This window comes from Tatumella sp. UBA2305 (assembly GCF_002345795.1).
GTDB classification, from domain to species: Bacteria; Pseudomonadota; Gammaproteobacteria; order Enterobacterales; family Enterobacteriaceae; genus Tatumella; species Tatumella morbirosei.
In genome coordinates this window covers 551,759-569,691 of the sequence record NZ_DDVT01000015.1, presented here as the reverse complement: position 1 = coordinate 569,691, position 17,933 = coordinate 551,759, and the positions used below count along the sequence as shown (strand labels likewise).

The 17,933-nt window shown below is 51.4% G+C and carries 17 protein-coding genes; 14 read left to right on the top strand and 3 right to left on the bottom strand.

Annotated features, from left to right (window positions below; translation table 11 throughout):
* Positions 1–144: 144 nt before the first annotated feature.
* From B3Z23_RS09020 to pqqF, 8 genes are all read left to right on the top strand, one after another.
* Positions 145–1,017 (top strand): NAD(P)-dependent oxidoreductase, encoded by an 873-nt coding sequence (locus B3Z23_RS09020; RefSeq protein ID WP_294907067.1) that lies wholly within the window; start codon positions 145–147, stop codon positions 1,015–1,017.
* Between the two features lie 64 nt (positions 1,018–1,081).
* Entirely contained in the window at positions 1,082–2,095 is a 1,014-nt protein-coding gene (locus B3Z23_RS09015; protein WP_294907064.1) for a dipeptidase, read from the top strand.
* Between the two features lie 153 nt (positions 2,096–2,248).
* Positions 2,249–2,320 carry a pyrroloquinoline quinone precursor peptide PqqA gene (gene pqqA, locus B3Z23_RS09010; protein ID WP_072055929.1) on the top strand — a complete coding sequence of 24 codons (72 nt, stop codon included), beginning with the start codon at positions 2,249–2,251 and terminating at the stop codon, positions 2,318–2,320.
* Between the two features lie 64 nt (positions 2,321–2,384).
* On the top strand, positions 2,385–3,302 hold the full coding sequence (gene pqqB, locus B3Z23_RS09005; protein ID WP_294907061.1) for a pyrroloquinoline quinone biosynthesis protein PqqB: 918 nt from the start codon (positions 2,385–2,387) through the stop codon (positions 3,300–3,302).
* Positions 3,303–3,305: 3 nt separating this feature from the next.
* Positions 3,306–4,061, top strand: coding sequence for a pyrroloquinoline-quinone synthase PqqC (gene pqqC, locus B3Z23_RS09000; RefSeq protein ID WP_294907058.1), 756 nt, complete (start codon positions 3,306–3,308; stop codon positions 4,059–4,061).
* Between the two features lie 2 nt (positions 4,062–4,063).
* Positions 4,064–4,342, top strand: coding sequence for a pyrroloquinoline quinone biosynthesis peptide chaperone PqqD (gene pqqD / locus B3Z23_RS08995; protein ID WP_294907056.1), 279 nt, complete (start codon positions 4,064–4,066; stop codon positions 4,340–4,342).
* On the top strand, positions 4,329–5,468 hold the full coding sequence (gene pqqE, locus B3Z23_RS08990; RefSeq protein ID WP_294907053.1) for a pyrroloquinoline quinone biosynthesis protein PqqE: 1,140 nt from the start codon (positions 4,329–4,331) through the stop codon (positions 5,466–5,468). The genes pqqD and pqqE overlap by 14 nt, the downstream gene beginning before the upstream one ends.
* A 3-nt stretch (positions 5,469–5,471) precedes the next feature.
* Entirely contained in the window at positions 5,472–7,823 is a 2,352-nt protein-coding gene (gene pqqF / locus B3Z23_RS08985) for a pyrroloquinoline quinone biosynthesis protein PqqF (protein WP_294907050.1), read from the top strand.
* Between the two features lie 27 nt (positions 7,824–7,850).
* Here the strand turns inward: pqqF and dld are convergent, their stop codons facing one another.
* Both dld and nfsB read right to left on the bottom strand, forming a co-directional pair.
* Positions 7,851–9,548, bottom strand: coding sequence for a D-lactate dehydrogenase (gene dld / locus B3Z23_RS08980; protein WP_294907047.1), 1,698 nt, complete (start codon positions 9,546–9,548; stop codon positions 7,851–7,853).
* A gap of 327 nt (positions 9,549–9,875) precedes the next feature.
* Complete coding sequence (gene nfsB / locus B3Z23_RS08975; RefSeq protein WP_294907044.1) at positions 9,876–10,520, bottom strand: oxygen-insensitive NAD(P)H nitroreductase; 645 nt, start codon at positions 10,518–10,520, stop codon at positions 9,876–9,878.
* A 667-nt stretch (positions 10,521–11,187) separates the two neighbouring features.
* Here nfsB and B3Z23_RS08970 point away from each other — a divergent pair.
* Both B3Z23_RS08970 and B3Z23_RS08965 read left to right on the top strand, forming a co-directional pair.
* On the top strand, positions 11,188–11,724 hold the full coding sequence (locus B3Z23_RS08970; protein WP_294907041.1) for a TetR/AcrR family transcriptional regulator: 537 nt from the start codon (positions 11,188–11,190) through the stop codon (positions 11,722–11,724).
* Between the two features lie 28 nt (positions 11,725–11,752).
* A complete protein-coding gene (locus B3Z23_RS08965) occupies positions 11,753–12,616 on the top strand; it encodes an SDR family NAD(P)-dependent oxidoreductase (protein WP_294907038.1) in 864 nt (287 codons plus the stop codon).
* A gap of 331 nt (positions 12,617–12,947) precedes the next feature.
* Here the strand turns inward: B3Z23_RS08965 and B3Z23_RS08960 are convergent, their stop codons facing one another.
* Entirely contained in the window at positions 12,948–13,565 is a 618-nt protein-coding gene (locus B3Z23_RS08960) for a trimeric intracellular cation channel family protein (protein ID WP_038020585.1), read from the bottom strand.
* A gap of 346 nt (positions 13,566–13,911) precedes the next feature.
* Here B3Z23_RS08960 and yddG point away from each other — a divergent pair, with 346 nt between their 5' ends.
* The 4 genes from yddG (at position 13,912) to B3Z23_RS08940 (ending at position 17,899) form a co-directional block, all read left to right on the top strand.
* Positions 13,912–14,829, top strand: coding sequence for an aromatic amino acid DMT transporter YddG (yddG, locus tag B3Z23_RS08955; RefSeq protein ID WP_294907033.1), 918 nt, complete (start codon positions 13,912–13,914; stop codon positions 14,827–14,829).
* Positions 14,830–14,861: 32 nt separating this feature from the next.
* On the top strand, positions 14,862–15,500 hold the full coding sequence (locus tag B3Z23_RS08950) for a glutathione S-transferase family protein (protein ID WP_294907030.1): 639 nt from the start codon (positions 14,862–14,864) through the stop codon (positions 15,498–15,500).
* Between the two features lie 198 nt (positions 15,501–15,698).
* Positions 15,699–16,598 carry a Kdo hydroxylase family protein gene (locus tag B3Z23_RS08945; protein WP_294907026.1) on the top strand — a complete coding sequence of 300 codons (900 nt, stop codon included), beginning with the start codon at positions 15,699–15,701 and terminating at the stop codon, positions 16,596–16,598.
* A gap of 212 nt (positions 16,599–16,810) precedes the next feature.
* A complete protein-coding gene (locus B3Z23_RS08940) occupies positions 16,811–17,899 on the top strand; it encodes an ABC transporter ATP-binding protein (protein ID WP_294907022.1) in 1,089 nt (362 codons plus the stop codon).
* Positions 17,900–17,933 lie beyond the last annotated feature (34 nt).

Below are 17,933 nucleotides of genomic sequence, written 5' to 3'. Positions count from 1 at the left end.
GCGGAAGATCCTTATTAATAATAAAAAAATGGTTATATTAATACACACTAATTATATGCATTTGCCGGACAAATTACCCGCAGGTAACATGTAATAAACATTTCCGGACAGTATCGGGAAATATTATCCATTAACGGAGGTCAAATGAGTCAACAACCGAAAGTATCCGTACTGGGACTGGGTGCCATGGGGCACGCATTTGCCGCAAACCTGCTTAAAAAAGGTTTTACTGTTCACGGTTGGAACCGTAGCCCGGGCAAAGGGGACGATTTGCTCGCCAGTGGATTAATTCAGGCGGAAACCGTCAGCGAAGCCGTCAGTGACAGTGAGGTAGTGATCACGATGCTTTCTGATGGTGAAACCACATTATCTGTGGTTAAGCAGGCTGCTGCTGCACTGCCACCTGAGGCTACCCTCTGCCAGATGGGGACCCTTGGGGTAGAAGCGACCCGGCAGATTCAGGAGTACCTGGCTGAACACCGTCCGGATGTGTTATTGCTCGACGCGCCAGTCTCAGGCACAAAAGCGCCGGCGGAAAATGCCCAGATTACTATCTTTGCCAGTGGCGATCGCAGCCGTGCCGCGGCCGCAGAAACGGTATTTGCGGCTATCAGTAAAGGTACGCTGTGGTTGGGTGACACCGGGGCCGGGGCTAAAATGAAACTGGTGGTTAACAGCTGGCTGATTGGTTTAATGCAAAGTCTGGCCGAGAGTGAATTACTGGCTGAGTCATTCGGTTTTACGCCGGACGATCTCTGGCAGGCACTGGAAGGCGGGCCGCTGGCCCCTGGCTATGCCAAAGTGAAACTACAGATGATAAGCAGCGGTGATTTTACTCCGCAGATGCAGCTGATCTGGGCACTTAAAGATGCCAGACTGGCGGTTGAAGCGGGTAATGCTCAGCAATTACCGGCCCTGAAAAACATCACTGAGCTATGGCAACAGGCAGTGGATGATGGTTTAGGTGAGCAGGACCTGGCCGTAATTAGCCAGTTTCTGGCTAACCGCAGTAAATAATCACCGCCTGACGAGGCCGGTGTCGGCTTCGTCATGGTCAGCAGCAAAATAATAGCGAATATCTATGTATATCGATGGTCACAATGATCTGCTAATGCAGTTATGGCTGAAACATCCTGACCAGCCGGAAGCATTTTTTTTGGGTCACAATGAAGAAGGGCATCTGGATTTTCCGCGCATAAAACGTGGCCGGTTAGGGGCTGCCTTATTTGCCATCTTTGTTCCCCCCGAAAGCTACGTAGCTCAACATTTCCCCCACCGGTTACCCGCATTACAGGATAAAGTGCAGGTGATGTGGCAACAACTGGCTATCCTTGAAAGACTGGAAAAATTTTCTGCAGGCAGAGCGAAGATTTGCCGTACTGCGGTCGAACTGCAACAGTGTCTGAATCAGGATGTGCTGGGGATGGTTGCTCATATCGAAGGGGCCGATGCTCTGGATACTGACGGTGAGTTATTGCAGGCTTTTCATCAGGCAGGGGTAAGGAGTTGCGGCCCGTTCTGGAATACTCCCAATGCGTTTGGTGAGGGGATTACCGGCAGTTTTCCGGGATCTCCGGACAGTGGACCGGGGCTGACCCCCGAGGGCATCCGTTTCATTCACCAGTTGCAATCCCTGAACATGTTAACTGATGTCTCACATATGAATCAGCGGGCATTTTATGATACAGCCCGTTACAGTCAGCAGCCGCTGGTCGCCACCCATTCAAATGCCCATGCCCTTTGTCCACAGCCCCGAAATCTGACCGATGAACAGCTGAAGGTTATCGCAGGAAGTGGCGGGTTGGTTGGGGTAAATTTCGGTAATGCCTTTCTGCGATCCGATGGCAGAAGAGATGAAAACACGCCTTTGACCGAGATTACCCGGCATCTGTGCTATCTGATTGACACTGTCGGAGAAGACCATGTCGGTTTTGGTTCCGACTTCGATGGTACGGCGGTGCCAGCAACGCTGAAAGATGTCACCGGAATGACCCTGATAGAACAAAGTCTTTATGATGAAGGGGTTAGCGAAAGGGTGATCCGAAAAGTGTGTCACGGCAACTGGTTACGAATTCTTAATCATTTTATGCAGTAATCTGTAAAACCGCCCATCTTTTCATTGACCTTGGTTTGACATTGGCGCAACATTTGTCTGCCTGAAGCGCAAATCACTGGCGGCTTATGCTGCCGAAGATAGCCATTTCAGCGGTTTTTACATCTTTTCATTTGCAACATTGAGGTCAACATTATGTGGAAAAAACCTGAATTTATCGATATGCGTCTGGGCATGGAAGTGACTCTGTACATTTCTAACCGTTAATTTTTTTTCGGTTCCCCGATGGCCGCCAATTGGCGGCCGTTATCGTTAAGTCAAAGAGTAATCTATGTTTATCAAAGTGCTTGGCTCTGCTGCCGGCGGTGGTTTCCCGCAGTGGAACTGTAATTGCACCAATTGCAAAGGGCTGCGTGACGGTTCCCTGAACGCCCATGCCCGCACCCAGTCTTCAATAATTATCAGTGATAATGGTGAAGACTGGGTGCTATGTAACGCGTCCCCTGATATTTCACGTCAGATCTATCTTACCCCGGAACTGATTAAACATGATGTTCTGCGCGGTACCGCGATTGGCGATATTATTCTGACTGACAGTCAGATAGACCATACCACAGGTTTACTCAGCCTGCGTGAGGGGTGCCCACACCGGGTATGGTGTACGGACGAAGTTCATCAGGATTTAACCACGGGTTTTCCGGTGTTCCCGATGCTGAAGCACTGGAATGGTGGTTTACAGCACCATCCGGTCAGCCCACTGCACCCCTTCCGTACGACGGTATGCCAAAACCTGCAGTTTACTGCCGTGCCTATTCTGAGTAATGCACCGCCGTATTCCCCGTATCGTGATAAACCATTGCCCGGCCACAATGTGGCTTTATTCGTCGAAAACAGTGCCAATGGCAAAACCCTGTTTTATGCCCCGGGGCTGGGTGAACCGGATGAGGTGATTTTGCCCTGGCTTAAAAAGGCAGATTGTCTGCTGATTGACGGAACGGTGTGGCAGGATGATGAGCTGCTGAGCACCGGAGTGGGTAAAAATACCGGCCGCGCCATGGGGCATCTGGCACTGTCTGAAGAGCAGGGGCTGATGAGCCTGCTGGCTACGTTACCGGCCAGCCGAAAAATTCTTATTCATATTAACAACACCAATCCGATCCTCGACGAGGACTCACTTCAGCGTCAGTTCCTGCAACAACAGGGAATTGAGGTGAGCTTTGACGGAATGGCTATCCAGCTGCAGGATTAACCGATGATCATTACATCAACCCTGAGTCGTGAGCAGTTTGAACAAGCGTTGCGTGACAAAGGAGCGTATTACCACATTCATCATCCTTATCATATCGCGATGCATAATGGCGAAGCCACGCCGCAACAGATCCGTGGCTGGGTCGCAAACCGGTTTTATTATCAGACCAATATCCCGTTAAAAGACGCGGCAATCATGGCTAACTGTCCGGATCCGGCGACGAGGCGTAAATGGGTGCAACGTATTCTTGACCATGACGGAGATGCCGAACATGAAGGCGGCATCGAAGCCTGGCTGCAACTGGGAGAAGCAGTGGGATTATCCCGCGAAGACCTGTTGTCTGATAAGCACGTATTACCGGGGGTGCGGTTCGCGGTGGATGCCTATGTCAATTTTGCGCGTCGCGCCTGCTGGGAAGAGGCCGCCTGTAGCTCTTTAACCGAGTTGTTCGCCCCACAAATTCACCAGTCGAGGCTCGACAGCTGGCCACAACACTATCCGTGGATCCAGGAACAGGGATATTTCTACTTCCGTAGTCGTCTGAGTCAGGCGCGCCGCGATGTAGAACACGGACTGGAACTGGCACTGGATTACTTTGATACTGCGGCGAAGCAAAACCGGATGCTGGAAATATTGCAGTTCAAACTGGATATTCTCTGGACCATGCTGGATGCCATGACTATGGCCTATACTCTGGACAGACCTCCGTATCACACGGTGACAGATCAGCAGGTCTGGCACACAACCCGTCTGGTGTAATGATGAGTACTCAATCTCCGGTGGTAAAATTTCGGCGCGGATACCGGCTGCAGTGGGAAGCCGCGCAGGACTGTCATGTCATTCTCTATCCGGAAGGCATGGCGAAACTGAACGAAACGGCGGCAATGATCCTTGAACTGGTGGACGGTCAGCGAACGGTTTCGCAGATAATTACTGAACTGAATCAGCGTTTTCCCGAAGCCGGTGGGGTGGATGACGATGTTACTGATTTCCTGCAGGCGGCAGTCAAACAGAAATGGATAATGTATGAGTCTGAGTAAATCTGACATCAAGGCCCCTCTGTGGCTGCTGGCAGAACTGACTTATCGTTGTCCGTTACAATGTCCGTATTGTTCTAACCCGCTGGATTTCGCCAGACAGAAACAGGAACTGACCACCGAACAGTGGCTGACAGTGTTCCGCCAGGCCAGGGAAATGGGCAGTGTGCAGTTGGGCTTCTCCGGCGGCGAACCTTTGGTGCGTAAGGATTTGGCGGAACTGATTGCCGGCGCCCGTGAGCTGGGCTTCTATACCAATCTGATCACATCGGGTATCGGTCTGACCCGCGAAAAACTGGATACGTTTGCCGAGGCCGGACTGGACCATATTCAGATAAGCTTCCAGGCCAGTGATGAGACCCTGAATGCCGCGCTGGCCGGCTCAGAGAAGGCCTTCCATCAGAAGCTGGAAATGGCCAAGGCTATCAAGGCACATGGCTATCCAATGGTGCTCAATTTTGTGTTACACCGTCACAACATTGATCAAATGGACCGGATTATCGAGCTGTGTATCCAGCTGGAAGCCGATGATGTAGAGTTAGCCACCTGCCAGTTCTATGGTTGGGCGCAACTTAACCGTGAAGGGCTGTTGCCCACCCGTGAACAGATAGCCAGAGCCGAAGCCGTGGTTCAGCGTTACCGTGAAAAAATGCAGGCAGAGGGTAATCTGACCAATCTGCTTTTCGTGACGCCTGACTACTACGAAGAACGACCCAAAGGCTGTATGGGCGGCTGGGGGGCTATCTTTATGAATGTCACCCCGGACGGTATGGCGTTGCCTTGCCATAGCGCCCGACAGTTGCCGATTGAGTTTCCGTCGGTGCTGGAGAATAGCCTGCAGCATATCTGGTATCACTCCTTTGGTTTTAACCGCTATCGAGGTTACGACTGGATGCCGGAACCCTGCCGCTCCTGTGATGAGAAAGAGAAGGATTTTGGCGGGTGTCGTTGCCAGGCATTTATGCTGACCGGTAACGCCGATAACGCCGACCCGGTATGCAGCAAATCTGCCCACCATGACAAAATTCTTCAGGCGCGCCGCGAAGCGGATTGCAGTGAAGTTAAGGTCTCGCAGTTGCGTTTCCGTAATCAGAAAAACTCCAAAGTGATTTTTACTTCGCAGGGTTAACCGATGACGGAGTATGGCATTACCCGGGTTCTCAGTCAGGGACTGACGGTCCGTCTGATTGCCGCACCGGACCTGTCGGCGGCTTCGGCGTGCCTCAGTACCCGGGCGGGTAGCTTTCATGAACCGGAACGCTGGCCCGGGCTCGCTCATTTACTGGAACACCTGCTATTTCAAAGTGGTCAGGGATTTCAGGGAGACGAGCGGCTGATGCCATGGATTTCTGCCCGTCAGGGCAGAGTCAATGCCACCACCGGTCTGAGCCAGACACTCTTTTATTTCGATTGTCGGGTCGAGGATTTACCGGGGGGGCTGGCGCGGTTACTGGATATGGTCAATGCACCGGTATTCACTGCGGAAACTGCCGAACGTGAGTCCCGGGTTATCGAGGCAGAGTACCAGTTACTGAGCCAGCAAGCCCGTACCCTGATGGGTGCTTTTTTCCATTCCCGTGTCAGCTCACCGACGGTTTACCACCGCTTTGTGGTCGGTAATCACCGTACACTGTCTGGTGATCTACCGGCGTTGTTGCAGGCATTAGGTGATTTTTTTCGACAGCATTACCGGGCAGATAAGCTGACGCTGACGATACGAGCCCCTCTGACATTGCCTGAACTGCAACAACTCGTGCAATCTCTGCCCGAACTGACGTTTCCGTCTCAGCCATCTCTCCCCGGTGATGTCGCTGCTGCTGATTTTCCTGTGGTATCGCGGGCCGTACATCCCGCACAGTTGCTGCAACTGCCCGGGGATGTCCATCATTGTCTGGAGATGGTGGTTGCCGACCCCGGGGGAGAACTGCTGGCAGCGGTTCCGCTGCTACAGGCACTATTTGAAGATGCAGCCCCCGGTTCGCTTCGTCATTATTGGGTTGAGGAGGGGCTTTGTCGGGAAATGACCCTGGAAGTCATCAGTACCGCCACAGGAACTCTGTGGCTGATGGTGCATCTGATACGTCCGGCATCGACTCCTCTCCCGGCGGGTCGGCTGACGGCGGCGTGGCAGCTCTGGCTGCGGCAACTGACGGAATTATCCTCTGAACGGGTCGCTCACTATCAGCAACTGGCACAACGTCAGTTCTGCTTACTGAGTCCGATGGAGCAAATCCGCAGGATAGTCAGCGGGCATGCGGTCTCAGATAAGCCAGTCCTCCCGCTGGCACTGGCATTATTAGCGCAGTCTCCGAATGAATTACAGACCTGCGATCGATTGAACAGTGCTCTGCACAGTGCCTGTGGTTTTCCTTGTGTGACAGAAACCCAGACCCTGTCCGGTGATTGCGGCGTTTTACCGGACAACGGTTTTGTCTTTTATCCGCAGATGCTTGCGCCACCTGAAACAGCGACAGGCCATTCCGCCGCGATACCACAGGGATGGCGACATCTCAGGACAACGGGATCGCAGGCAGAGATAGTGATGCGTCCGGTGCAGGGCACGGTCCTGAGCGCGGCACAGGCCGCGCGCTTGGAACAAATTTTACAACCAGTGTTCAGCCTCGCACGCCATTGCGGGGGAGAGGCAGCGATTACTTCCGTGCATGGGGTGAACTGGTTGACGGTGTCGGTGGCTCAAGCGACTGATGCCGAAACAGTATGTCTCTGGCTGGCGAAGCTTTGGCCGACAGACCTTGCTGTAAAATCCAGTGACCCACAGCAAATCCTGATTCGTCGTTTGCTGGCGGAATTTCCGTCAATGCTGGCCTCTACAGCAGAATGCCCTGACTGGTCAGGTGCTATCCGGTGCAGCGATTTGGCGCTGTTTTCGAGGCTCAGTGAAATTTTACAGCAACGGCTCCCCGTACCGGCACCGACGCTGATACCGTCCGACACCGCCGGTCCGGTTCGCAGTCTGCACCAGCCAGAAAGTCACGGCGATAATGGCCTGCTGTTCTTTATGCCATTACCCGGCGAGACTGAAGGTGATATTGTGGCTGCCAAAGCGTTGGCCGCCCTCTACCAGCCTGCGTTCTATCACTGGCTGCGCGAAGAGCTTTCGGTGGGTTACGTGGTTTCCTGCCACTATCAGCTGTTTATCAATACTCCGGGGATACTGTGTGTGCTGCAGTCTCCGGGGTACGATTGCCAACAACTGTCCCTCTGGTGTCAGCAATTTTTCAGCCGGATGACTCCACAGGTAGAACAACTGGCAGAGGCACCGCAAGTCAATGCACCTCAGCCATTACATCATCACCGGTCAATTCTGCGGGCGATGGAACAGCTTGATCCGCTAATCCGCGCTGCGGCCTGCCCTGAACAGCAACAAACCCCGTCGGTTGTCCGGTTGCAACAACTGCACAACTACTGGGCTGCGCATACCGAAGAGGCGATACAACTCAGTTGCGGGCGCCCTGTGCAGTAAAAATCCACGGGTACGCCCTGACAGCCATCATTCCGCCCAGAATTTTTTTCGGCTGGTTTTTCCAATGCCAGGGTTACAGGTATTGGTAGGATCAAGTTCACGCCAGTGCTGAGCATGCTCACAGGATGCGTGGTAAAGGTGCCCGACATTGTGTTCAGCCGGATAGCGGGCGCCACGTTGTTCAAGATAATCCATCACATCCTGTTTAAATTTCTTCGCATCAACGCCTGCTTTCAGGACATAGTCCTGATGATTGACGAAGCAGAAGAAGTGACCACAGCAGGAATCGGCCTGCACCTGGGCTGCCAGGTGTGGGGGCAGATCAATGCGCCAGTGTGTGTCATTTCGGCGTAAGGCAACGTCGAAAGCGATCAGCCGTTCATTGGTGTTGTACCCCAGATAGTCACAATAAGAGATAGTACAACCACCGACGGCAAAACGTACCAGAAACGCATCTGTGGCTTCCCGCTCATCACACAGAAAATATTCACCGGGGCGATGGCTGAAAAACTCTTCCAACAGCGCGGTCAGTTGTGCAGACTGGCGTTCTTCTACTTTAATCATCAGATGATGAACGAAGCGCTGGCGATAGGCCATAATCCGTGGGGCAACAAACGACGGGGTAACCTGATTGAAGCCCTGAATCAGCTTATCGACGAAATTATGCGGCAGCACCCGGGCGTGTTTAACCCGCACATCCCAGCGTGCTTTATTGGCCATCAGTCCGGGAATAGCCTGCGGGCCAAGTTTACGTATCGCCAGAAACATATGTTTGGCATAACGCAAAGTCAGGTCAAAAGCTCCTGCATGGATATATTCGGCCTGCAGGGGGAGCTCTTCCATCTTTTCCAGCAGAAATTTACGCAGTTCCACCAGTTCGGTTTCATCATTACTGCCGATATAGAAGGTTTTGGTGGCTTCACTGGCTTCAAAGGTGGGTAACCGCGCAGCAAAGACCACCAGTTTACCGGCACAGCCGGCGCTGTCGTGTAAATAGCGTACGTCGCCATTAAAGCGTGCAGGAGAAGCTGATTCGGTATCGCGCAGCTGTTCGGCGTAGTCATCCGCCCAGATTTTACCCTGCCAGTCTTCGGCATCACCGGTCGTATAGTCGCGGGTTTCCAGGGCATTAATCATACTTTCGGGCGTATCCCCGAGGTGAATCCCCAGATGATTGACCAGTTGCAGTTTGCCGTCTTCGGTAATGCGGGCAAACAGTGACTTTTCGGTAAAGGCGGGGCCGCGGCGTATCAGCGAGCCGCCGGAGTTATTACACAAGCCGCCAATCACTGATGCGCCGATACAGGAGGAACCAATCACGGAGTGGGGTTCCCGGTGCAGCGGTTTCAGGGCATCTTCAAGTTCAGTCAGTGTGGTGCCGGGGAAGGCGATCACCTGCTGATGGTTGTCAATAATCTGGACCCCTTTTAGTAACCGGGTACTAATGATCACAATATCGCGATCATAGTCATTACCGTCCGGGGTTGAGCCCCCGGTGACTCCGGTATTCGAGGCCTGCATCAGAATAATCACATCTTCTGCGACGCAGGCCTCCAGTAGTTGCCAGAGCTGTAACAGGGTCTGGGGGAGTGCGACAGCCAGCGCTTCGCCCTGACCGATACGGAATCCTTTGGTGTAAAATGCTTTGTCATCTTCACTGACTAAAACCTGTTTATCTCCCGCGATTTCATGCAGCTTGCGGATCAGCTCCTGACGGTTGTTCATCTATCCTTTCTGCCTTTTATTCTTCATTTTGCTTTGATGCCTGTGGACGGATTGAGGTGATACTGCCGGAAGCAGCGTCCCGTAGCGTTTCTGCGGAGGCAGTGCGATAGCGTTACGGATCACCAACATATGAAAGCGCTTTTTTCACCGGGAAGAAAGGGGCGGGATAAAAAAAACTTGTCAGGCTGACAGAATATCTCTGTCATGAGGAGGAAGGGGGTGGATTATGTCGTGATTGGGAGAGAAAAATACAATCTGTTAACATGAAGGGCGGGGCAATGGTACCGGAGTCCCGGCTTCCCCTGCCGTCCGGCAGGGGAAAAATGCTTACAGTTCTGTAATCACATCCTGTTCACTGAAACGGGATTTCGGCAGTGTTGCATTGAAGTCTTTTTCGCTGTTAAATCCGACTGAAGCGACCACCAGACTATGCAAACCTTTCTCTTTCAGGCCCAGCACTTCATCCATTTTTTCAGGATCAAAACCTTCTATCGGGGTCGCATGCAGGCCCAGGGCGGGAGCACCCAGCAGCAGAAAACCAAGAGAAATATACGCCTGATGCTCCAGCCAGTGACGTTTGCTCTCATCATCCCCGGTAAAGGCCTCAATATACTGACGACGACCCTTATCCTGAGCGTCAGCACTGGCCTGGTCTTTAAACCGGCCATCTTTAGTTTCCTGTGCATGTACGGCAGCAAGGTGCTGATCATCTAACTGATTAACTGTCGCAAACACCACCACCATGGCGGCATTCTGTACCTTGGCTGCATTAAACTCACGGATGCCGGGTAAAATCTGAGCTTTTCCTTCATCGCTGGTGACCACGAAAAAGTGCCAGGGCTGAAGATTCAGTGATGACGGGCTGAAACGCAGAAGATCCAGCAACTGCTGGTGCTGTTCTGGCGTCAGTTTTTTCTCTGGGTCATAGGCCTTGGTAGTAAAACGTTGTTTGGCAACCTCAACAATACTCATGTAGACAACCTCTGAAATTTCAAGCATCCCATCGGGATAAAAATAGTGGCGGTAAACTAACAATTTCAATACCAGACGACCAGTCTGATTATGAGCTTCAGCACTAAAGGTTAGGTGTGGAATCAGGCCGGATAGATCTTTTGTGCAATATTTTTCACCATGCCGGGCATTCAATTAGCTTACAAGGTTTAGGCCCCAAAGTTTTGCTTACTGCATTATTACCTGCATTACCTGCTTCCTTAACACGATGATGTTTTGCTTCTTCATAAAAAATGAATCAGTGGACTGAAAATTCATTCACCCCTGACCGGAGTTGGCGCTTCTCAAAACTTTCTGGCACTGACTTTCGCTAATTTATCAGTAAGCGCCAGGTTAAAAACCCATCCGGGATTTTGATCGGGTTCAGCCAGTGAGCAGCCTCGTGCGCAAGTTGACATGGACATCTACGGGAGAATACCAGTCTTGTACTCACGCCCGTGGTGCTGGTCAACCTGCCATCTTACTGATAGCAGTAACGCGATTTAGTCGCCCCGGTTAAGCTTTGACAGAAAATATTAAAAATGTCATAGTGTCATGATTGCATGCTTTAACACTTCCGTGAATATCCGCTGAATGCGCTATTACCTGCAGGGTTATGCATATTTTTCATCTGAATACAGGTAAACACATGACTCTGAAACTGACGGAAGAAGGGCTGGAAGCCCGAAAGGTTGAAATCATCCTGGCAGCCCGGTGGTGCTTCCTGAATTTTGGATTTGCCAAAACCTCTATCGACGATATTGCAAAACGTGCAAATTTATCCCGCACGTTGATATATAAATCGTTTAAAAACAAAGAAGAAATCTTTAAAGCCGTCTTTCGCCACTGGCTGATGGCCCATCTGCCTGAAGCGGAAGCTGCAGCTGACAGCTTCGGGAACACCTACGAGCGTCTTCTGACAGTCAGCATGGTGGTTGCCGTTGAACCATGGAGTGTGATGTATGGCGCACCCATGTCGGGTGAGTTCTTCGAAGACTGCGGCCGCATTGATGAAGAAATTTCAGCCACACACCGCCGCATTGCCACCAATTGTGTTGAGCACATCCTTAATGACCGGACTTCTGCAGACGTTTTTATTCTGGCGCTTGACGGTCTGCTGGCAGACAACCCTTCACCGGAAGTGCTGACTGACCGGGTGGAATTGCTTTGTCGCCGCTTTTCCTGATTATTAATACTGATAACGGATAACCATTATGTTTAACGCAGCCAAAAAGACCATTCTCATCACCGGTGCCTCAGATGGCGTGGGAAAAGAAACAGCAACAATGCTTGCCCGACAAGGACATACCCTGATCATTCATGGACGTGATCCGCAAAAATCCAGAGCAGCACTGGAGGAAATTAAAATGCTTTCCGGTAATACGGATGTGCATTTATTCATGGCTGACTTTCTCTCATTTGCCAGCGTGAGGGCATTTGCAGAAGAGATAAAACGCAGCTTTAGCCATCTTGATGTACTGATTAATAACGCCGGTGCCCAGTTTTCTGATACCCGGCAGGAAACGGAAGATGGGCATGAAAAAACCATGGTCATTAACGTATTTTCCCCGTTGCTTTTGACCAGTTTATTGCTTGACCTGCTCAAAAAAAGTCCCTCAGCGCGGGTTGTTACTGTGTCGTCCGACAGCCATAAAATGGCAAAACCTGACCTGAATGATATTGAACTCACCCGTGGTTACAGCATGGCCAGAGCCTATGCCAATTCGAAACTGTATATTATCTGGGGGATGAACCATTTCTGCTCTGAATTGCAAAAGTCTGGTGTCACGAATATTAGTTTCAACTGTGTACATCCAGGGTCAACACAGTCGAGTCTTGGCCGTGAGGCATCAAAATCATTAAAATGGAAAATTATTTATTTTCTCTGGCGGGTCATGATGATCCCTGTCGAAAAAGCCGCAGCAAGCAGCATTTATGCTGCGACAGCGCCGGAGATTTCGGGTCTGAGCGGTAAATATTATGGTCCAAAGGGTGAGGAAAAACCTTCTTCCCGGTATTACTCCGCCGAAAACGAACAGAAGATCTGGGAATATGCCCAGTCAGTTATCAGTGGTTAAAGGCTTGTCTGACATCCTGTTTGAACTTAGAGATACGGGAACATTTAAGGGGTGGGCCCCTCTCTGCCAACGGCCATAACCCTCATTTAGCCTGCTGAAGAATAAATTTAGCCTGAACCCAGCACCCCGGGGCTCAGACCCTCTGGTTCCGGGAGTTGATACAGATGTTTCTGGTATTAAGTAGTCCATTAAATCCACCGGCTTAAGTGGCTAAATATATAATAGTCTGTTCTGCTACAAACTTGTTTTCCGGCATGATGAGAATTCCGCGGGATAATGTCTGACAGCATATATTGCATTCATCCTGGGTTACCGGAGCCCAATATCACGTCTAAAAATATTTATTCGCAATAGTCTTCAGGGTGATGTTGTACTTTAGTGACAGCAGCCTGATCAGGGTACAGACCACAATAGACAGCCAGATACTGTATTGCTCAGGGATAATGCCTGCGGAACCCAACAGTTCTATGCCGGCGCCTATCAGGGCAGCACTGGCATAAATTTCTTTGGTAAAAATTACCGGAGTTTTACCGACCAGGACATCACGCAGACAACCGCCCCCCACGGCGCTGATGCAGCCCATTAGTATGGAGAATTCAACATTTTGGGTGTATAGCCAGGCTTTATTGGCCCCAAAGGCGGCAAAAAAACCCAACCCGAGAGCATCAAAGAACATGGCCGGTTTTTCAAAGGAAAACACCAGCTTCTGGAAATATGAGAGCAGGGTGATGGCCAGGATCACACAGCCAAAATACTCAATGTTAACCAGTCCGGCAGGCGGGGTTGCCCCCAGACAGAGATCGCGAATACATCCACCGCCGATGGCGGTAACAAATGACAGAGCGAAAACACCGAACAGATCAAAGCGGTTTCTGACTCCGACCGTCGCGCCACTCAGTGCAAACACGAAGGTGCCAAAAAGATCGATGAAATGTAAAAGTAAGCTCATAAGTTCTCAGTAAACAGGGCTACGGTTGATTAGGCCGGGCTTACCGGCAGCACCGGCCTGCCCACCGGCGCAGGCACAATAAAGGTTTCGGCCAGGGAGCGCAATGCTTTCAGTTTCTGTGAGATCGTTGTCCGAATCTGCACCTCCCGGCAACAATACTGGCGGCCCCACCACCGGCGACGCAACGCTAATAAAACTATCATGAAAAGCGTGACAGTGATAAAGGCGGCGGATACTCTTGTGCACCTGAGAAATTAACAGACCTACCGCTACCCTTCACTCCTGTAGGCCGATGAAATCTGGCTTTTGCTGAGAATGGTGAGCGTTTGAATGATGAGAATATTTAATGAATTCCGCTAAAGCAACCCTGACTGGTTTAGCCGCTATTCTGTTATGGAGTGCCAACGTTGGTTTAATCAAACATGTCAGTGAAGCTTTTGGTGCCGTGGCAGGGGCCGCCCTGATTTATACCTGTAGTGCTCTGGTACTGCTGTTCACGGCGGGTTTTCCGAAGCTGAAATCATTTTCCCGTTCCTATCTGATGATTGGCCCGGCATTGTTTGTCAGCTATGAGGTCTGTTTATCGTTATCTCTGGGGTATTCTCAGAACGCGCAACAGGCTATCGAAGTGGGGATGGTGAACTATCTGTGGCCGGCCATGACCGTGGTGTTAGGTATCATCGTTAACCGGCAGCGGGTACACTGGATGATGGTACCGGGCATAGTGGTCTCACTGGCGGGTATTTTGCTGGTTCTCTCGGGGGATAAGCCGCCGTCGTGGCAACAAATCACAGAAAATATTAGTGTTAACCCGTTAAGCTATGGGCTGGCGTTCGCCGGGGCAATCATCTGGGCGGTATATTGTGTGGTGACGCAAAGGCTGGCCGGCGGAAACAACGGAATTACCTTTTTCTTTATTCTGACGGCCCTGACTCTGTGGGTGAAATACCTGTTCACTGCGGATGTCGGGGTGAGTTTTTCTGTGCCATCCACAGTCAGTCTGGTGCTGGCAGCGTTAGCCATGGGGCTGGGTTACGGAGCATGGAATATTGGAATTTTGCACGGCAATGCCAGCCTGCTGGCCACCGTGTCTTATTTTATCCCGGTACTTTCCTCACTACTGGCCTCAGTGATGTTGCATTCCGCACTGACACTCTCTTTCTGGCAGGGGACCGCGATGGTTTGCCTGGGTTCACTGGTGTGCTGGCTGGCCACCCGAACCGCAGGCAAGAAACGCTCAGCCGCTGCGAGACAACCGCAGTAACTATCCGAATTTCTGGTTAACCGGAGGCTGTAATGATAGAAATCTGGGGACGTAAAACCTCGTCCAATGTACAGGCAGTTATGTGGGCTGTGGCAGAATTAGGACAGCACTACAAACGTTACGATATCGGACACCGTTTTGGGGGGAATGATACTCAGGAATTTCTTGCCATGAACCCTAACGGCACAGTGCCGGTCATTAAGGTGAATGGCGGGGAGCCACTGTGGGAAACCGGGGCAATTCTGCGCTATCTGGCCGCGCTCTATGGCGATGAAAACTTCTGGCCGACTCAGGCTCGTCAGCGATGCGTTGTCGACCAGTGGGCGGAGTGGTCAAAAATTAATATTGCCCTGAATTTTACCGCTCCTGTTTTTTGGGTGCTGGTGCGTACACCTGCGGAACAACGCAATATCCAGGCGTTGACTGCCAGTGTGCAGAAACTGGTGCATTTTCTGAAGATTGCGGAGCAACAGTTGAGTCACCAGCCCTGTCTGGCGGGGCAACATCTGACTCTGGCAGATATTCAGTTCGGGCATACATTGTATCGCTATTTTGACCTGGATTTTCAGCGTCCGGAACTGCCGGCACTGGCCGACTACTATCAACGACTCACCGAACGGCCGGCTTACCGTGAGCATGTGATGGTCAGCTACGAAGAATTACGCGTCTGATCTTCACCCGGCCGTCATTCTGACGGCCCTTTATCGAATCCTGCTGTATTGTATTACCCGCCTCTGACTGAAGCCACTCGCGACAATGCGGTTGTCTGTATTTTACCCAAATGCGATTAACTCGCATTTTTGGCTTTCCATTATCAATTAAACTCTATTACTCTTTGCTTCATAAGATTATTAAACAAGGAGTCAACAATGCTGAAAAATCAGCTGCGTTATGACGATGTTATCCTTACGTTGCCTCTGAATGACTGGCCAGGGGGCGAAAACTTTAGTCGCCAGGCACTGTCAGCGCTGGAACAAGGAGCGGTACTTAGCCTGCCTCAGCTCGGTTTTCCGCTGACTGACGAAGAACAGTTGCTATTAAAGGAAGAAACGGTTGAACCTGGCCGTAAAAATATCAGCTACCGGGCCCAAAGTGACCAGTTGTTCGGTGTGGCGAATAAAGCCGATGAAAAAGTGGTGCGCACGTTGTTGCAACGCCATTATCAGGCCTGTAACCGACTGATCTCCGGTTTGCTGCCCGCCTATGTGCCGGTTCTGCATACCCCGATAAACACCCTGCGGGTTCATCCTGTCGCGGTCTGGAAAAAAGGCAGTTCATGGCGAAAAGATGACAGCCGTCTGCATGTCGATGCTTTCCCTTCACGCCCTATTCAGGGGGAGCGGATATTACGAATCTTTACCAACATTAACCCTCACGGTGAATCCCGTATCTGGCGTGTCGGTGAGCCGTTCCCGTCGCTGGCGAAACAATTTCTGCCACAGGTTGGACGCTACCACGCACTGAGCTGTTGGGTTCAGCAAAAACTGGGCATTACGAAGAGTTACCGGACCCGGTATGATCATATTATGCTGGGCCTGCATGATGCGATGAAGGCAGATCAGGACTATCAGAAGTCAGGTGCTCAGATTGAAGTGCAGTTTCCGCCGGGCAGCAGTTGGATCTGTTTTTCTGACCAGACACCTCATGCGGCAATGTCAGGGCAGTTTATGCTGGAACAAACCTTTTTGTTACCCGCTAAAGATATGGTCAGCCCACAGTATTCTCCCTTACGCACCCTTGAAGCGATGTTGGGCCGGTCATTAATCTGAGTAGTGAGTCACACCGGTCATCCGTCGGTGGCATGTGACTCCTGAAGTGTGTTATTCCTCTGGAATTCTGCGACCGCCAATGACCTGCGGTCGCAGGTATTATTCTGTAAACTATCCACGTCTTACCCGTCATAAAACTGACATCTTATATTCACTTGTCTGACATCAGATACGCGTAGCCTGGCTGCGTATCTTTTTAGTCGGAAATCTTTATGACTTACCTGGTATTACATCAGTTACAGACCACCCGGGGAGACAGGGTCATCCTCAATGATATGAGCTTCCAGGTGGCTGAAGGCGAATTTCTGGCAATCCTCGGCCCGTCGGGCTGTGGTAAAACGACCTTGCTCCGTACTCTCGCGGGACTGGAAACGTCTGACCACGGTCAGATTTATCTTCAACAGCAGGAAGTCGGTCACTTACCTCCCTCACAACGTAAACTCGCCATGGTATTCCAGTCGTACGCACTGTTCCCACATCTGAGCATACGTGAGAACCTGCTTTTCGGACTGCGGGCGCGGCGTGAAGATAGACAGAGCTTTCAGCAACGGCTGAGTGAAGTGGTTGAATTACTGGAATTAGGAAATTATCTGGACCGCCGGCCGGGTGAGCTCTCCGGGGGCCAGCAACAGCGGGTAGCCCTTGGCAGAGCCATTATTGCCCGTCCAAAACTTTGCCTGATGGATGAGCCATTGTCGAACCTGGATGCACGTTTACGCCAGACAATGCGCCGTGAAATCCGTCAGTTACAACAAAAACTCGGTCTGACCATGTTGTACGTCACCCATGACCAGACCGAAGCGATGAGTATGGCTGACCGTATCCTGCTGATGAATCAGGGGCGTACCGAACAACTGGGAACACCCGCAGATCTTTACCTGCAACCGGCGTCTGAGTTTGTTGCCGGATTCATCGGAGCTCCGCCGATGAACCTGTTTCCTTTGTCGCTGGTACACCCACAGCGCTGTTTTCCACCCGTGTCAGCAGAGGCTGAATTTGTCACCCTGGGTCTTCGGGCCGAGGCAATGACACTGACGGCACCCGCCGAGGGTCGGCTGAAGGTGACCATTATCAGCCATGAGTTCATGGGCGCTGATACCCGAATCCAGTGTCAGCCGGAGGGCAGTCAGGCGATTCTGACCGTGAAAATGAACGGACTTCGTCATTTCACGCCAGGCACTCTGGCAGGGCTGGACTGGCAGGCACAGGCAGAATACCGGTTCGATCGTCGTACCGGTCTGAGGATTGCAGGGCCTGCGACCACCACCGATCAGGGCATGGCTCTGCATGCGTTTTCTTAACTTAATTTAACTTTTTTCATTCTCTGACACTTTG

What these genes read in the sequence shown, in the direction of transcription:
- B3Z23_RS08945 (WP_294907026.1), top strand. Translation starts at nt 15,699, where the DNA reads ATGCTGAAAAATCAGCTGCGTTATGACGATGTTATCCTTACGTTGCCT.
- B3Z23_RS08940 (WP_294907022.1), top strand. Translation starts at nt 16,811, where the DNA reads ATGACTTACCTGGTATTACATCAGTTACAGACCACCCGGGGAGACAGG.
- pqqC (WP_294907058.1), top strand. Translation starts at nt 3,306, where the DNA reads ATGATCATTACATCAACCCTGAGTCGTGAGCAGTTTGAACAAGCGTTG.
- pqqF (WP_294907050.1), top strand. Translation starts at nt 5,472, where the DNA reads ATGACGGAGTATGGCATTACCCGGGTTCTCAGTCAGGGACTGACGGTC.
- B3Z23_RS08965 (WP_294907038.1), top strand. Translation starts at nt 11,753, where the DNA reads ATGTTTAACGCAGCCAAAAAGACCATTCTCATCACCGGTGCCTCAGAT.
- B3Z23_RS09020 (WP_294907067.1), top strand. Translation starts at nt 145, where the DNA reads ATGAGTCAACAACCGAAAGTATCCGTACTGGGACTGGGTGCCATGGGG.
- pqqE (WP_294907053.1), top strand. Translation starts at nt 4,329, where the DNA reads ATGAGTCTGAGTAAATCTGACATCAAGGCCCCTCTGTGGCTGCTGGCA.
- B3Z23_RS08970 (WP_294907041.1), top strand. Translation starts at nt 11,188, where the DNA reads ATGACTCTGAAACTGACGGAAGAAGGGCTGGAAGCCCGAAAGGTTGAA.
- pqqB (WP_294907061.1), top strand. Translation starts at nt 2,385, where the DNA reads ATGTTTATCAAAGTGCTTGGCTCTGCTGCCGGCGGTGGTTTCCCGCAG.
- B3Z23_RS09015 (WP_294907064.1), top strand. Translation starts at nt 1,082, where the DNA reads ATGTATATCGATGGTCACAATGATCTGCTAATGCAGTTATGGCTGAAA.
- nfsB (WP_294907044.1), bottom strand. Translation starts at nt 10,520, where the DNA reads ATGAGTATTGTTGAGGTTGCCAAACAACGTTTTACTACCAAGGCCTAT.
- B3Z23_RS08950 (WP_294907030.1), top strand. Translation starts at nt 14,862, where the DNA reads ATGATAGAAATCTGGGGACGTAAAACCTCGTCCAATGTACAGGCAGTT.
- pqqD (WP_294907056.1), top strand. Translation starts at nt 4,064, where the DNA reads ATGAGTACTCAATCTCCGGTGGTAAAATTTCGGCGCGGATACCGGCTG.
- yddG (WP_294907033.1), top strand. Translation starts at nt 13,912, where the DNA reads ATGAATTCCGCTAAAGCAACCCTGACTGGTTTAGCCGCTATTCTGTTA.
- dld (WP_294907047.1), bottom strand. Translation starts at nt 9,548, where the DNA reads ATGAACAACCGTCAGGAGCTGATCCGCAAGCTGCATGAAATCGCGGGA.
- B3Z23_RS08960 (WP_038020585.1), bottom strand. Translation starts at nt 13,565, where the DNA reads ATGAGCTTACTTTTACATTTCATCGATCTTTTTGGCACCTTCGTGTTT.